The organism is Bacteroides sp. HF-162 (assembly GCF_015679285.1).
GTDB classification, from domain to species: Bacteria; Bacteroidota; Bacteroidia; order Bacteroidales; family Bacteroidaceae; genus Bacteroides; species Bacteroides uniformis.
In genome coordinates this window covers 2,485,994-2,499,388 of sequence record NZ_CP064937.1, presented here as the reverse complement: position 1 = coordinate 2,499,388, position 13,395 = coordinate 2,485,994, and the positions used below count along the sequence as shown (strand labels likewise).

Genomic DNA, 13,395 nt, shown 5'->3' with positions numbered 1-13,395 from the left:
ACGTTTTCTCTATATCGGCACGAGAAACTGACTAAAGCCGGGTGCATCCTATCTTCGCTTTTATGACAAAAATACGGCAACCTACCTACAAGAAGAGGAACACATATAAACAATTTTAATGACCGCAACTAAAAATTTTCCGGAAATCTTTTGGAGAATTATAGGAACTTCTTACCTTTGCAAAAGAATTAAAAATGTAATAATTACAAGTTTGAATATCAAGTTGGCATGGATGTAGTAAAACGATTGCAGAATCATAACATTAAGCCTTCAGTGCAGCGCATAGCCATTATGAACTACCTGATGGAGCATCGTACGCATCCCACGGTGGATGAAATATATACGGCATTGTCTCCCTCCATACCGACACTGTCGAAGACAACGGTATACAATACCTTGAAACTACTAAGCGAGCAAGGTGCCGCACTGACTCTGACCATTGACGAGCGCAATACGTGTTATGACGCCGATACCAGTCCGCACGGTCACTTTTTGTGTAAACGTTGTGGAAAGATTTATGACTTGATGTGCAATAATAGCATCAAGAAGGTAGTCGACATGGATATGGACGGACATGATGTACAGGAAATTCACTACTATTACAAAGGAATCTGTAAACATTGCATGGAAAAAGAACATTTAAGAATAACTAATTCAACTAATTAAAATCTGAGAGAAAATGAAAAAGTTTAGATGTACTGTATGCGGTTACGTATACGAAGGAGATGCAGCTCCCGAAAAGTGCCCATTGTGTAAAGCTCCTGCAAGCAAGTTCGTAGAAGTTGAAGAAGCAACAGCTGACGGCCCCTTGGTATTTGCCGACGAACACGTAATCGGTGTAGCCAAAGGTTGCGATGACGAAATGATTAAGGACCTGAACAACCACTTCATGGGCGAATGTACAGAAGTTGGTATGTATTTGGCAATGAGCCGCCAGGCAGACCGTGAAGGTTATCCCGAAGTTGCTGACGCTTTCAAGCGCTACGCATGGGAAGAAGCAGAACACGCTGCTAAATTCGCTGAATTGCTGGGTGACTGCGTATGGGACACCAAGACTAACCTCGAAAAGAGAATGAACGCTGAATCTGGTGCTTGCGAAGACAAGAAGCGTATCGCCACTCGCGCTAAGGCTTTGAACCTCGACGCTATCCATGATACCGTTCACGAAATGGCTAAGGACGAAGCCCGTCACGGTAAAGGTTTCGAAGGTCTGTACAACCGCTATTTCAAGAAATAATCCGATACTTTTATAGTAATGTGATGAAAAGGGACTGCTAATTTTAGTAAGTCCCTTTTTTTATTCTAACTTTTTTCACTTTTCAATGTCACGTTTGTAATTCCCATTCGTCTTATCTGTGTAAATGGAACTCAAAGAATTCAAAATAACCGTTCTTCCCCTCCGTGCCAAGCTACTGAACTACGCACGGAAGTTGACCGACGAACCGGAGGATGCAGAAGATGCTGTCCAGGAGGTGCTGCTCAGGCTATGGAACAAAAGGCTTGAATTGGAGCAATACCGGAACATCGAAGCATTTGCCATGACGTTGACGCACAACATCTGTATAGATATGTGGCGCTGCAAATGCAACGACAACCTATCTCTCGACATTGTGCAGGCGGCATCCCCCACCGGAACACCGGAACGGCTGTTGGAAATCAAAGATGAAATCCGCTTGATGCACGAAATCATCCACTCGCTGCCCAATCTTCAACGCACCATCATGCAGATGAAGGACATCGAAGGATACGAAACGGACGAAATCGCCGAAATCACGGGATGCGGACCGGAAGCCATCCGCAGCAATCTGTCAAGAGCCCGGAAGAAAGTGAGAGACGTTTACCTGCGAACCATACAAAAAAGAAAAGAAAGGAGAAAGGAACCATGAAGATAGATGAACTGCTGGATAAATATTTCGAAGGGGAAACTTCCTGCGAAGAAGAACGTGAACTGCGCCGTTTCTTTACAGAAGAGGAAGTGCCGGAGCACCTGCAAATGTACCGCCCCCTATTCGCTTATCTGAACCGGGAAGCAACTTCAATGGCGGAACCGACAGAGGAAAAATCCGTAACAACAGAATCGGCAAAGGAAGTACCCGCACAGCGGAAGCCTTCCCGTCTCTATCGCACATTCTATGCTGTCAGCGGCATTGCCGCCGGATTGCTCCTGCTTCTCGGGGTAGCCAAAATTATATTTCCGCTTTCCGGTGTTCCCGAAAATTATGTCGTCATCGACGGCCAGCGGTATACAGACGAGAAACTGGTGGAAGCCAAAGCACTGGAAGCCCTGCAGAATGCCAGCTTCACGGATGAAGATTTAAGCAACTTACTGTTTCAACACTAATATTACAAGGTTATGAAAACATCTACACTGATTTGCATACGTATTCTGTGCCTCTTTTTCCTGCTGATTTGCCTGCCAGCCTTTGTACATGCACAAGAGGGACTGCAAATAGCCGACCTGTTCAACAAGTATGGCGAACAAAAGGACGTGACCAGGGTAGAGCTGAACGGAAGCATCCTGAAATCTTACCGCATGACTACCTACAAGAGCCTTGTGTTCAAGAATGTATCCCCCTATCGCCGGGAAATTCAGCAGGCCATTGTACACGACAAGCAAGACAACGCAAAGAAGGCGCAGGAGGTAATGGAAAGCGGTGTGCTGCGCAGTGCCTATTACCAACTGAAAGAGGTGGAACGCAATGGAAAGAAACTGAACCGCTACCTCATTTTCAAGATAGGAAAAGACTCCATGGGCACTTTGATTTACATAGAGGGCCTGCTCAGTGAAAAGGAAATGATGGATATGCTTTACAAATCGGAATAACACTAAAAACAATATACGATATGAAAACCAGAATTATGATTTTGGCCTGCCTGCTTGCTGTGCCGGCCGGCCGCATGGCAGCACAACAACAGACTGACCCTGAACAGAAAGCTACAGTACAGACACAAGGCGACTCCATCATCATCCGGAAAGGAAAAGGAGACATGCGCATCAAGGTGTACGAAGAGCAGCTGGAAGACGGCGAGAAAAAAGAAGTGCAAATTTATGAAGGGGTCTATCTCGAGAAGGTGGATGCAGACAAGCGTACTTTCCTCGATGCCCTGCCATTCATCCCCAAAAAGAGAAGGTACAATGCTTACGAACCGCACTGTTCCGGTCTGTATATTGGCTACAGCCGGCTGGCTAACGACTTCCTCTTCTTCGGAGCAAGTGACAAGATGGGACTCGACTTGTCCAAATCATGGGAATTCGGCTTCAACATCCTCTCCGTATATCACAACTTCAAGAAGAACCCGCATTGGGGAATCAACCTGGGAGTCAGCTGGGGATACCGTTCTTTCAATATCGACGGTAACTATGCTTTACTAAAGGAAAATGGAACCAGTATTTTCACCGCAGGGAATGAAGAGACCAGCTACAGCAAAAGCCGTCTGCGCCATTTCTTCTTCCGCGTACCCTTATTGATGGAATGGCAACAAAGAGTAGGAAGACACAAAGTGTTCTTCAATGCCGGTCCCGAATTTGAGATACGCCACGGCGTGAAGTCATTCTCACACATCAATGGAGGCAAGAAGAAAACCGTAGGAAAAGGTATGTATGCACAGCCCGTCGGCATAAATCTGCTGGCACAAGCCGGTTACGGTAATATCGGCATTTACCTGCGCTATTCCACATACGGATTATTCCAAAAAAACAAGGGACCGGAAGTGTCTCCCTATTCATTTGGCGTGGCATGGTATTTGTAACCCCTCCTCTATAACACAAGACTCCCCGAAATGTATTTGTACATTCCGGGGAGTTCTTTTATACCCTAAGGTATTGACAATGAAAGGTTATCTGCAATGAAAAATTATTCTTCTAAAAACGTATGCCTAGAGTGAGGAGCACTTGGCTACGGGTATTGGTTACTTTGGTTGCTTGTACCAAACTATTCCCATCAAATGTATCAAATGGATAGAACTTCGCATCATAAGTAGTATACTTATAAGCTAAATCAGCATAGAACATAGAACCGCGATAACCTATACCCAATGTATAGTTACTCAACGATTCACTGTTAACAAAGTCAGTATCCGTCTGAATGGAGTTTAGTGGGAGATTCTTAAAAGCGTCATCCTTGAAAATAGAAGACTGATAATTATAACCAGCGCGCAAAGCAAACTGAGGAATCACCTTATACTCGGCTCCCAAACGAATGGTACTAACACCTTTTAACATATCTGTAGTAGAATTCTCATAATCGAAAGAGTCTGCATAACCGGCATCATCTCTGAACTGAATAGAGGAATAATCCTTATATTCATATTCAGCTCCCAACGCTAAATTATTACCCACAGTATATCCTAAACTGAGATTATAAGTCCACGGAGTACGAAGTTGAAATTTGCTCACCATGTCGCCATTAAGAATATCATAAGTATCTTCATCATAATGTCCTATCTCATTGCTCGGAGTACCCACTTCATTCGTCACATTCAAATCATTCCATACATCAGACTCCAAACGTGCATTGGTTTTATAATCCAAGCTATAGAATACCGGTGTGTGTACCGAGAACCCTATACGTAATGGAGAATACTCAAACGGACGTACGATAGCTCCCAACTTCACATCAAATCCCGCTCCATTGATTTTACTCCATGTCTGCAAATTATAGCCTTCACCTCCACCATAATTTTCATCATAGAAACAATATTTGCTATAATCCAATGCATAAGCTCCAACAGTTAATCCAAAATAGATACGGTCGTTAAAGTTAAAAGCAACATTAAAGTCAAACTGATCAATTCCTCCACGTTCCTCAGAATGAAACTTAGCATCTGCTCCGGTATACATACCTACATATTCGCCCGGAGTGCGGTACATCAATTCTCCATCCACATTTTGAACTTGTACACCATCTTTCATATAAGGTACATAGTTAGAATAATTCGGGTTTGAGGCCAACAATTTATCTAAATCTCCTTGCGAAATCAAGTCTGTAATCAAATAGCCATTATATCCCATAGCAGAAAGCCAACCTATATTATTATCCCGATAAGGATTATCAGGCCAATCTTTAATACCACCTGCACCTGATGCCTGATTAGCCATATAAATAGTTTGAGAGAAATCACCAAGATTACCTTCCATCTGCATGTTATTGTAAAAAGATTTTACACGCTGGTAGTTGAATCCAAAGTTCACGTATCGCAAAGGAGTTACATTTCCTACCTTTGTGGAAAACACAAAACCTGCATTATTGAAATCTGCCCGTGTCTTATCCGAACTCATTTTATTACCCATATAGTTACTTTCAGTTCCATATGAAGAAAATCCAAAGGAAACAGCAGCATCATTACTACGATATATACCTATGCCCGCAGGATTGGTTCCCATAGTGGTAATATCTCCTCCCAATGCTCCCATAGCACCTCCCATTCCTACAAAACGAGCAGTCCCATTCAAATCTTTATTTGCAATATTAGCTGCATTATAAATAGTCTGTGCACTGACACTCACAGCTGTAAACATAGCAAGTGCCATCATCATTATATTTTTTTTCATAAATCCACTTTTTAGAATTAATCAGTAAGTTCTTTATCTCCTTCTGGAACTTCCACCACTTGAACGAGAAGATCCTCCACCAGTTGAATAACTTCCACCCGAAGAACGAGAGCCACCTCCAGAAGAAAAGCTGGAAGAGGAACGACTATTACTGCCACTATTATTATAAGAACGACTACTGCGATTATTATTGAAATTACTACGTACAGGAGCAGTACTTGAGCCACGATTATAAGTTGCCGAGCTACGGGTAGTACTTCGCGAAGATGTCCCTACCGAGGAACGACCGCCTGCTGTAGAAGTATTACGTCGCACTCCCTCTACAGTAGAACGACTACTACCATAAGAACTACTACGTGTACTACTTGGGCGAGTATAAGTAGAGCGTCTACTCGTAGCGGCATCCGAACGCGTAGCACTGGAGCGAGTAGCGCTGGAACGTGTAGCAGCAGATGACCTTGTCCCTACTACTCTGCGATTAGTGTCGGTACTTCCACGTCTAACTTGTCCCGTTGCAGCAGCCCCACTGCGACGCACTGTTTGCCCACCATTCACATAAGAAGAACGTCTAGTTGTTGTACTTCCTCCATAGGCAGAGACCCTATTTCCACGAGAACTTCCAAATGAACGTCTATTGGTATATGCATTTCCCCAATGACCACCGCCTCCATGATACCATCCAGGATAATAGTGGTGGTGGTAATGATGATGGTGTCCCCACCAACCACCGCCGTACCAGCCGCCCCAGCTGAAACTCCAACTCGGACCGTACCAGCTGTTCCATCCCCAGCCATAGTAAGGATAGCCGCCCCAACCATAAGAGTTATAGCGCCAGTCCCACCACAAACGATTGGTAAATGTCGGGAAAGCGTATGCATACAGACCATCGGTGTACACGTTCCAATCCCAGGAATTCAAACCATAGACCACATCCCAATACAGTGGGCTGCTGATGCTGATGGCATAACGGGGATTGCGGAAACGGATAATACGGGTAGCATACTCGTAATCATCCTGCGAACCCTCGAACTCACCGTTCACCCATTCGCCGTCCAGGCCGTCATCTTCTTTTTCATTGATGTAAAGGGTATCGTTCTCCATCACGAAATCATTGTCGCGGGAATCGTAACGACGGTTATATTCGTCCACATTGCGGATTTTCCCCTTACGGTCTTTTACTACAACAGTAGTGCTTCCCGGCGATGAATAAATAGTGGTCGGCGCATTCGACTTTACTACAATCTCTTCTACGGGAGCAGCTACTTTCTTCTCCCGCTTCACTTCTTCTTTTTTCTCTTCCTTATTCTTGGAAGGAGTGTAGTACAGGTCGTCATCTATACTTTGTGCCACCAGTGTCCATGGGAGGCACAAGGCAAAAAGCGATAAAAAAACAATCTTTTTCATATTAGTTTGGTTTATGGATTTTACGTTTATCTATTTCTTCACGTCACAAAGATAACGCCGGATTTTATCCCATACAGCAGATTTTCCCCAAAGATTTATAGGGAATTCCCTAAATACCCTATCATTCAATAAATCAAAGGCCCTGCCGGATAAAAAAAGAGCACGTCCGTTTTATTCTACCCCCGGTTTGCATTATCTTTGCAAAAAGATAAACAAATATACGCAGAAACAGGTTTGCTTCTAAGAATCATATTCTGTATTTAACAAACAATCATATTCCGATGAAATATTTAGAATTTACATTCCGCACCGTTCCGTGTACAGAAATAGTCAACGATGTGCTTTCCGGCGTCTTGGGTGAAGCCGGCTTTGAAAGTTTTGTCGAGCAGACCGACGGCATCACCGCTTACATACAGAAAGAACTTTATAGCGAAACCGCCCTCAAAGAGGCACTTGCCGACTTTCCCCTGCCCGACACACAAATAGAATACAGTTATGTGGAAGCCGAAGATAAAGACTGGAACGAAGAATGGGAAAAGAACTTCTTCCAGCCCATCGTCATCGGAGACCGCTGTGTCATCCACAGCACTTTCCACAATGATGTTCCCCAGGCTGAATATGACATCGTCATCAATCCGCAGATGGCATTCGGCACGGGACACCACGAGACCACCAGCCTCATCATCGGCGAACTGCTGGACAGTGACCTGCAAGGCAAATCACTGCTCGATATGGGTTGCGGAACTTCCATCCTTGCCATATTGGCACGCATGCGTGGAGCCTCTCCTTGTACAGCTATCGATATAGATGAATGGTGCGTGCGCAACTCCCTCGAAAATATAGAATTGAATGGAGTGGATAACATTGCCGTATCCCAAGGTGATGCCTCCTCTCTGGAAAGCAAAGGTCCGTTTGATATGGTTATCGCCAACATCAACCGCAATATCCTCCTGGCAGATATGAAGCACTACATAGCCCGCATGAATCCCGGTGCGGAGCTGTTGATGAGCGGTTTCTACATAGATGACATTCCCGTCATCCGCGAAGAAGCCGAACGCAACGGGCTGCACTTTGTCCACCACCGTGAGAAGAACCGATGGGCAGCGGTGAAATTCCAGAAATAATAAAGGTCTATACTAAGAAGCTAAAGGTCAATATCAGGAAGCTAAAGTTGACCTTTAGCGCTCTATACAAGGAGTTTTCAACGTAAGCTCCAAAAGTTCCTCCATTGTACCATTAAAGACGTTCAAATCCACCTCTTCTTCGATACCGGGCACAGTGCCTACATCCGTGTGCTGCCAAAAGTGCCACTTGCCCTCATAGCGCACGGAATCTACATAATAATGAGCTATCCAATAAGGATAAGCATTGAAAATGGAATCGCTGAGATAGCGTTTCTTGAATTTATAGGAAGTATAAAGAATAGGCTTTACGCCGTAATGCGCCTCTACCCTATCCAGCCAAGTCTTGACCGCCGTTTTAAGTTCCTGCGGTGACTGCTTGCCGGTAGTCTCCACATCGAGTACGGGAGGCAGGTCTCCCTTTGCCAGCTGCACGGTACGGATAAAGAAATCGGCTTGCTTGTGGGCATCGGTCTTAGGGATAAAATAATGATAGGCACCACGGATAAAACCGTATTTACGCGCCTGGCCGAAGTTCTGCGTAAACGTATCATCACCATGGTCGCCACCCTCGGTAGCTTTCAGAAAAATAAAATGGATAGGAAATTTGGCTTCTCTATTATGTGTCAGGAGTTCCCAGTCTATCTCTCCCTGATAATGGGATATGTCTATGCCATGCACCTCATAGTTGCAAGGCATACATACACCGTAACCTTTCTGGCCATAACAAGGCTTCCAGCGATAAGCATAAGGACGAATGAAAAACCAGTAAAAGCCGGTAGAAAAAACAAGAATGATACAGACCGCCAAAAGATTGCGCAACCATACGGGCATGGTACGCGGCTGCGTTTTCTTCTTGCTCCGCGGAGAGGAAGAACGACGTGCGGCAGTAGTTTTACGCCGGGTATTTGTGGAGGTCTTGGTTGCCATGAGTAAATGAAAAGAAAGGGCGGAATGAACCGCCCCTCCGTTTTATTGTCAACTTGTTGATGCGTCAACTTATTTAGCCTGCTCCAGCTGCAAAGTTTTCGTAGCCTGGTCGCAAACTTCTGTCGGACCGAAGTACTGGATAGGACCCGGATAAACATAGTCTGTTTCCATAGCCCAACGGTCGCGCTGAGCCGCGAATGCCTTGAACGGAGCACCGTCCAGCTTCACCAGAGCCTTCTGGATAACCGGCTTCATTTCACCGTGGCGACGTTCCATGTTCATCATCATAGTGATGGGCACACCGCCTGCAATCCATTCTTCGGCAGGAGCAGTCGTGTTGCGTACAGAAGACATGTAACCGGTCTTTCCGTTAGCAATCAATGCAGATGCTGCATAACCCAAAGAGTAGCAGTAGTCAGCGTCGAAGTTAGACGGAGCAGCGCAACGTCCTTCGTAACCGAAGAAGTGGTGCTGTGCAGCAAACTTGCCTACGAACTTGCCCTCTTCTTTCCACTGAGCCAGCTTAGTGCCAACCATTTCGGACAGCAACTTTTCTGTTTCAATCAGAGATACCTGTACGTTTCCGTGCGGGTCGCGGTCCAAAGACAACTGGCGAGCCACGCCTTCGGGCAAGCTTGCGTAGATGGCAGCATTCTCCGGAGAGAGTTTACGAATGATATAATCGCGTTGGTGAGATTTCTTAATTTGAGCAAACTCTTCTGCATTGGCAGCAAGGAAGTCGTTCAACTCAGCAATCAGACGCTTCATGGCCGGGATGAATTCAACCAATCCTTCGGGGATAAGAACCGTACCGAAGTTGTTACCCTGAGCTGCACGTTCGGCAACGACCTTGGCAATGTTGGTCACAATATCGTCCAAAGACATATCCTTCGCTTCAACCTCTTCAGAGATGATACACATATTGGGCTGTACCTGCAATGCACATTCCAAAGCAATATGAGAAGCAGAACGTCCCATCAACTTGATAAAGTGCCAGTATTTACGGGCAGAGTTACAGTCACGTTGGATGTTGCCGATTACTTCAGAGTAAGTCTTGCAAGCTGTATCGAAACCAAAAGAAGTTTCAATCATATCATTCTTCAAGTCACCGTCGATGGTCTTGGGACAACCGATTACCTGCACACCATAATTCTTGGCAGCATAGTATTCAGCCAGTACGCAAGCATTGGTGTTGGAGTCATCGCCACCGATGATTACCAGTGCCTTGATGCCGAGTTCCTTCAGGATTTCATAACCTTTCTCAAACTGTTCTTCCTTTTCCAGCTTTGTACGGCCCGAACCTATGATGTCAAAACCACCCGTATTGCGGTATTCATCAATGATGTCAGCAGTCAGTTCCATATAATTATGGTCAACCAAGCCGCCAGGACCCAGAATAAAGCCATACAATTTGCTGTCTTTGTTCAGCTTCTTGATACCGTCGAAAATACCGGAAATCACATTGTGGCCGCCGGGAGCCTGTCCACCGGAAAGGATAACACCCACGTTCATTGCGGGGAAGTCAACCGCCTCATCGGTAGTTTCAAACTTAATCAAAGGCATTCCGTACGTGTTGGGGAACAATTTCTTGATTTCTTCCTGGTCAGCAACAGACTGAGTAGCTGCGCCTTCTGCAGCCTTAACAGTTCCTTTCAGCGCTTTCGGAAGTTTGGGCTGATAGGCAGCCCTTGCAATTTGCAATGCACTTTTAGTCATTTCTCTTAATTATTTAAAGGTGTTAGTAAAGTTCCGTTTAAAAGCGTCGCAAATTTCGCTTTTTTTCGTAAGATATGCAAACGAGAAGCCGAAATAATGTATAAAATGACATTTATCGTTTTTTATCCTAAAATAAAAAGGAGAAGAAAGCAATTAACTGATTTATTGTGTTATCTTTGTCGCAAAGTTTGAGTTACGAGTCGTTATCGCATTGTTCTTCTTTTAATATACAACTATTATTAGGCGGTCTCTTCCATAATTATTCTCCATACTCCAATTTAATAATTACAATTAATTAAAATTTCAAATGAACATTTACATTTCAGGTTTAAATTTCAGCACAACAGACGCTGACTTAAACGATTTATTTTCAGAGTACGGAGAAGTTTCTTCTGCAAGAATCATTACAGACAGAGAAACAAGAAGATCCAGAGGTTTTGGTTTCGTAGAAATGCCGGACGATACAGCAGGCCAGAAAGCCATTGACGAATTGAACGGTGCTGAATTTGACCACAAACAAATCTCGGTAAACGTGGCACGCCCCCGCGAAGAAAGACCTTCCAATGGCGGCAATCGCGACAGAAGAGGCGGTTACAACTCTAGAAGATATTAATATTCTTAACTACTGACAGAAGCAGGAGGTGTTGTAGCAATGCCCCCTGCTTTTTTTATAACTAAAAAAATAAAAATACATGGCCAAATCCATCTCCGCAGACAAGCGTGAAAATGAGAAGAAAAGACTCGCCCGACGGGCTGAAAAACAGAAAAAGAAAGAAGAAAAAAAGCTATCCAACAAAGCGAGCAGCTTTGAAGATATGATTGCCTATGTTGACGAAAACGGCATGATAACCTCTACTCCTCCGGCAGAAAACACTCCTAAAGAAGAAATAAAGCTGGAAGAAATCGTCATATCAACTCCCAAAAAAGACAAGGAAGAACCGGTCATCCGCAGAGGACGTATCGAATTTTTCAATGAATCGAAAGGCTTCGGCTTCATCAAGGACTTATCCGGAGTCGAAAAATACTTTTTCCACATTAATAATGTGCTGACAGATATAACAGAAGGCAATATTGTGACGTTCGACCTTGAACGTGGCCTTAAAGGCATGAATGCCGTAAACGTAGCTCTTGAAGTAGAAAAGGCAAAGAAAAAGAAAGAAAACAAGGAGACTCTAAATACAGAATCCCAGATGAAATAAGCCAATTATAGAAAAAGGGCGTGTATGTACCGAAATATTTGATAGTATATACACGCCCTTACAGTTTTCTTTAATCACACGTCATTCGGTTTGCCAGCCGCCCCCCAATGCCTTATAGACATTTACCATGGCAATAAGTTCGTCGCGGATGGCATTGCTTACCCCTATTTGGGCATCAAAATAACCACGCTGGGCGTCGAGCACATCCATATAATTGATGACGCCGTTGATGTATTGCAACTGTGCCAAATCCACATATCCCTTGGCAGAGCGTTCAAGTTTGGCACGCAGTTGGTAGACCTCCTTTATCTTATTGAAATCCACAATGGCATTCTTCGCTTCCTTAAAAGCATTCAGCACAGTCTTTTCATAACTATGCACTTCGGCTTCAAAAGAAGCCTTCTGCGCTTTCAGTGCAGCACGGTTCTTTCCCCAACCGAAAAGCGGTGCCAAGACCGCCCCATTCAATAAGGAATAGGGGGATTCCAGAAAATTGGACAACACATCACTTTCCAATCCAAATTGTCCGGTCAGGGCCAGACGGGGGAACATATTGGTATAAGCAACTTTCACTTTGGCATGTTCAGCCTTCAACTGCTGCTCTGCCGCACGGACATCGGGGCGACGTTCCAACAAATCCGAAGGCAGACCTACCGGTAAGGACTCCGGCACATCCAGTTCCTGCAGAAAATTGACACGCTTGATACGGGTAGGAAATTCCCCCACAAGGAAAGAGATATCATTTTCTTTCAGAGAGATACGGCGCTCCAAATCCGGAACAAGCGTAGCCGTACGGGCTAACTCCACTTGAGCCTGCTGATAAGAGGTCTCCGAGGTCAGCCCGCCTTCAAAACGAATACGGGCCAAGCGCACTCCCTCTTCGCGCGCCTTTTGTGTCTGGCGTACAATCTCCAGTTCCGTATCAAGGGCTACCAGCTCATAATACGCCTGCGCCACTTCCGCAACGATAGTCATGCGCAACGCACGCTGCGCCTCCACACTTTGCAGATATTCGGCCACAGCAGCCACCTTCTTCCATCTCAAGTTTCCCCAAAGGTCCAGTTCCCAAGAGAGCAATGCCTTGGCTTCGTAAGAATTGCCTACATCACGGCTATGACCACCGTAATTCTCCACCTCACGCTCAGCCTCCACTTTTCCGGTGAGCTGCGGCAGAAGGTTGGCAACACTGATACGTTTTTGGGCAGCCATCTCCTTGACACGGGAAGCTGCGATCAGCATGTCTTTGTTATATTCCAGAGCACGGTCTATCAAACCACGCAGCGTGCTGTCCGTATAAACCGCCTGCCACTGTTCATCGGCTATGCTCATGCTATCCTGCTGCTGTGCCAGGCTATCTGGCAATGCCATCTCCGGACGCACATAGCTCTTGCCCACCTTGCATGAGGTAAGGGCAAACATACTCAGCAACAAAATAATATATATGTTCTTTCTTTTCATAAATGTTGTCTTTAAA

Annotated in this window: 14 protein-coding genes; 9 read left to right on the top strand and 5 right to left on the bottom strand. The window is 45.0% G+C overall.

Features of this window, described 5'->3' with window-relative positions:
• Positions 1–228: 228 nt before the first annotated feature.
• The 6 genes from ITJ87_RS10080 (at position 229) to ITJ87_RS10055 (ending at position 3,750) form a co-directional block, all read left to right on the top strand.
• Positions 229–666, top strand: a complete 438-nt coding sequence (locus ITJ87_RS10080) for a Fur family transcriptional regulator (protein ID WP_117965455.1) — start codon at positions 229–231, stop codon at positions 664–666.
• A 13-nt stretch (positions 667–679) separates the two neighbouring features.
• On the top strand, positions 680–1,237 hold the full coding sequence (locus tag ITJ87_RS10075; RefSeq protein ID WP_117887551.1) for an NADH peroxidase: 558 nt from the start codon (positions 680–682) through the stop codon (positions 1,235–1,237).
• Positions 1,238–1,361: 124 nt separating this feature from the next.
• A complete protein-coding gene (locus tag ITJ87_RS10070) occupies positions 1,362–1,886 on the top strand; it encodes an RNA polymerase sigma factor (RefSeq protein ID WP_117965457.1) in 525 nt (174 codons plus the stop codon).
• The gene (locus ITJ87_RS10065; RefSeq protein WP_117965459.1) at positions 1,883–2,341 is read left to right on the top strand and encodes a hypothetical protein; all 459 of its coding nucleotides are present in this window, start codon (positions 1,883–1,885) and stop codon (positions 2,339–2,341) included. The genes ITJ87_RS10070 and ITJ87_RS10065 overlap by 4 nt, the downstream gene beginning before the upstream one ends.
• Before the next feature lie 12 nt (positions 2,342–2,353).
• Entirely contained in the window at positions 2,354–2,824 is a 471-nt protein-coding gene (locus tag ITJ87_RS10060; protein ID WP_117965461.1) for a DUF4252 domain-containing protein, read from the top strand.
• A gap of 20 nt (positions 2,825–2,844) precedes the next feature.
• A complete protein-coding gene (locus tag ITJ87_RS10055; protein ID WP_117965463.1) occupies positions 2,845–3,750 on the top strand; it encodes a hypothetical protein in 906 nt (301 codons plus the stop codon).
• Between the two features lie 112 nt (positions 3,751–3,862).
• Here the strand turns inward: ITJ87_RS10055 and ITJ87_RS10050 are convergent, their stop codons facing one another.
• Together ITJ87_RS10050 and ITJ87_RS10045 are read right to left on the bottom strand one after the other, a co-directional pair.
• The gene (locus ITJ87_RS10050) at positions 3,863–5,551 is read right to left on the bottom strand and encodes an OmpP1/FadL family transporter (protein ID WP_117600935.1); all 1,689 of its coding nucleotides are present in this window, start codon (positions 5,549–5,551) and stop codon (positions 3,863–3,865) included.
• A gap of 33 nt (positions 5,552–5,584) precedes the next feature.
• Positions 5,585–6,955 carry a hypothetical protein gene (locus ITJ87_RS10045; RefSeq protein ID WP_117600936.1) on the bottom strand — a complete coding sequence of 457 codons (1,371 nt, stop codon included), beginning with the start codon at positions 6,953–6,955 and terminating at the stop codon, positions 5,585–5,587.
• 281 nt (positions 6,956–7,236) lie between these two features.
• On the opposite strand from ITJ87_RS10045, the gene prmA reads away from it, so the two are divergent.
• Positions 7,237–8,079, top strand: coding sequence for a 50S ribosomal protein L11 methyltransferase (prmA, locus tag ITJ87_RS10040; protein WP_117600937.1), 843 nt, complete (start codon positions 7,237–7,239; stop codon positions 8,077–8,079).
• A gap of 54 nt (positions 8,080–8,133) precedes the next feature.
• On the opposite strand, the gene ITJ87_RS10035 is transcribed toward prmA, so the two are convergent.
• Positions 8,134–9,006, bottom strand: coding sequence for a glycoside hydrolase family 25 protein (locus tag ITJ87_RS10035; protein WP_171030441.1), 873 nt, complete (start codon positions 9,004–9,006; stop codon positions 8,134–8,136).
• Between the two features lie 69 nt (positions 9,007–9,075).
• Positions 9,076–10,722: a diphosphate--fructose-6-phosphate 1-phosphotransferase gene (locus ITJ87_RS10030; RefSeq protein ID WP_117600938.1), complete on the bottom strand. Its 1,647-nt coding sequence runs from the start codon at positions 10,720–10,722 to the stop codon at positions 9,076–9,078.
• A 307-nt stretch (positions 10,723–11,029) separates the two neighbouring features.
• On the opposite strand from ITJ87_RS10030, the gene ITJ87_RS10025 reads away from it, so the two are divergent.
• Both ITJ87_RS10025 and ITJ87_RS10020 read left to right on the top strand, forming a co-directional pair.
• A complete protein-coding gene (locus ITJ87_RS10025; protein ID WP_117600939.1) occupies positions 11,030–11,335 on the top strand; it encodes an RNA-binding protein in 306 nt (101 codons plus the stop codon).
• Positions 11,336–11,414: 79 nt separating this feature from the next.
• Positions 11,415–11,921, top strand: a complete 507-nt coding sequence (locus tag ITJ87_RS10020) for a cold-shock protein (RefSeq protein ID WP_117965465.1) — start codon at positions 11,415–11,417, stop codon at positions 11,919–11,921.
• Between the two features lie 81 nt (positions 11,922–12,002).
• On the opposite strand, the gene ITJ87_RS10015 is transcribed toward ITJ87_RS10020, so the two are convergent.
• Positions 12,003–13,379: an efflux transporter outer membrane subunit gene (locus ITJ87_RS10015; protein ID WP_117600941.1), complete on the bottom strand. Its 1,377-nt coding sequence runs from the start codon at positions 13,377–13,379 to the stop codon at positions 12,003–12,005.
• Positions 13,380–13,395 lie beyond the last annotated feature (16 nt).

What these genes read in the sequence shown, in the direction of transcription:
- ITJ87_RS10025 (WP_117600939.1), top strand. Translation starts at nt 11,030, where the DNA reads ATGAACATTTACATTTCAGGTTTAAATTTCAGCACAACAGACGCTGAC.
- ITJ87_RS10050 (WP_117600935.1), bottom strand. Translation starts at nt 5,551, where the DNA reads ATGAAAAAAAATATAATGATGATGGCACTTGCTATGTTTACAGCTGTG.
- ITJ87_RS10070 (WP_117965457.1), top strand. Translation starts at nt 1,362, where the DNA reads ATGGAACTCAAAGAATTCAAAATAACCGTTCTTCCCCTCCGTGCCAAG.
- ITJ87_RS10055 (WP_117965463.1), top strand. Translation starts at nt 2,845, where the DNA reads ATGAAAACCAGAATTATGATTTTGGCCTGCCTGCTTGCTGTGCCGGCC.
- ITJ87_RS10015 (WP_117600941.1), bottom strand. Translation starts at nt 13,379, where the DNA reads ATGAAAAGAAAGAACATATATATTATTTTGTTGCTGAGTATGTTTGCC.
- ITJ87_RS10075 (WP_117887551.1), top strand. Translation starts at nt 680, where the DNA reads ATGAAAAAGTTTAGATGTACTGTATGCGGTTACGTATACGAAGGAGAT.
- ITJ87_RS10030 (WP_117600938.1), bottom strand. Translation starts at nt 10,722, where the DNA reads ATGACTAAAAGTGCATTGCAAATTGCAAGGGCTGCCTATCAGCCCAAA.
- ITJ87_RS10060 (WP_117965461.1), top strand. Translation starts at nt 2,354, where the DNA reads ATGAAAACATCTACACTGATTTGCATACGTATTCTGTGCCTCTTTTTC.
- ITJ87_RS10045 (WP_117600936.1), bottom strand. Translation starts at nt 6,955, where the DNA reads ATGAAAAAGATTGTTTTTTTATCGCTTTTTGCCTTGTGCCTCCCATGG.
- ITJ87_RS10020 (WP_117965465.1), top strand. Translation starts at nt 11,415, where the DNA reads ATGGCCAAATCCATCTCCGCAGACAAGCGTGAAAATGAGAAGAAAAGA.
- ITJ87_RS10035 (WP_171030441.1), bottom strand. Translation starts at nt 9,006, where the DNA reads ATGGCAACCAAGACCTCCACAAATACCCGGCGTAAAACTACTGCCGCA.
- ITJ87_RS10080 (WP_117965455.1), top strand. Translation starts at nt 229, where the DNA reads ATGGATGTAGTAAAACGATTGCAGAATCATAACATTAAGCCTTCAGTG.
- prmA (WP_117600937.1), top strand. Translation starts at nt 7,237, where the DNA reads ATGAAATATTTAGAATTTACATTCCGCACCGTTCCGTGTACAGAAATA.
- ITJ87_RS10065 (WP_117965459.1), top strand. Translation starts at nt 1,883, where the DNA reads ATGAAGATAGATGAACTGCTGGATAAATATTTCGAAGGGGAAACTTCC.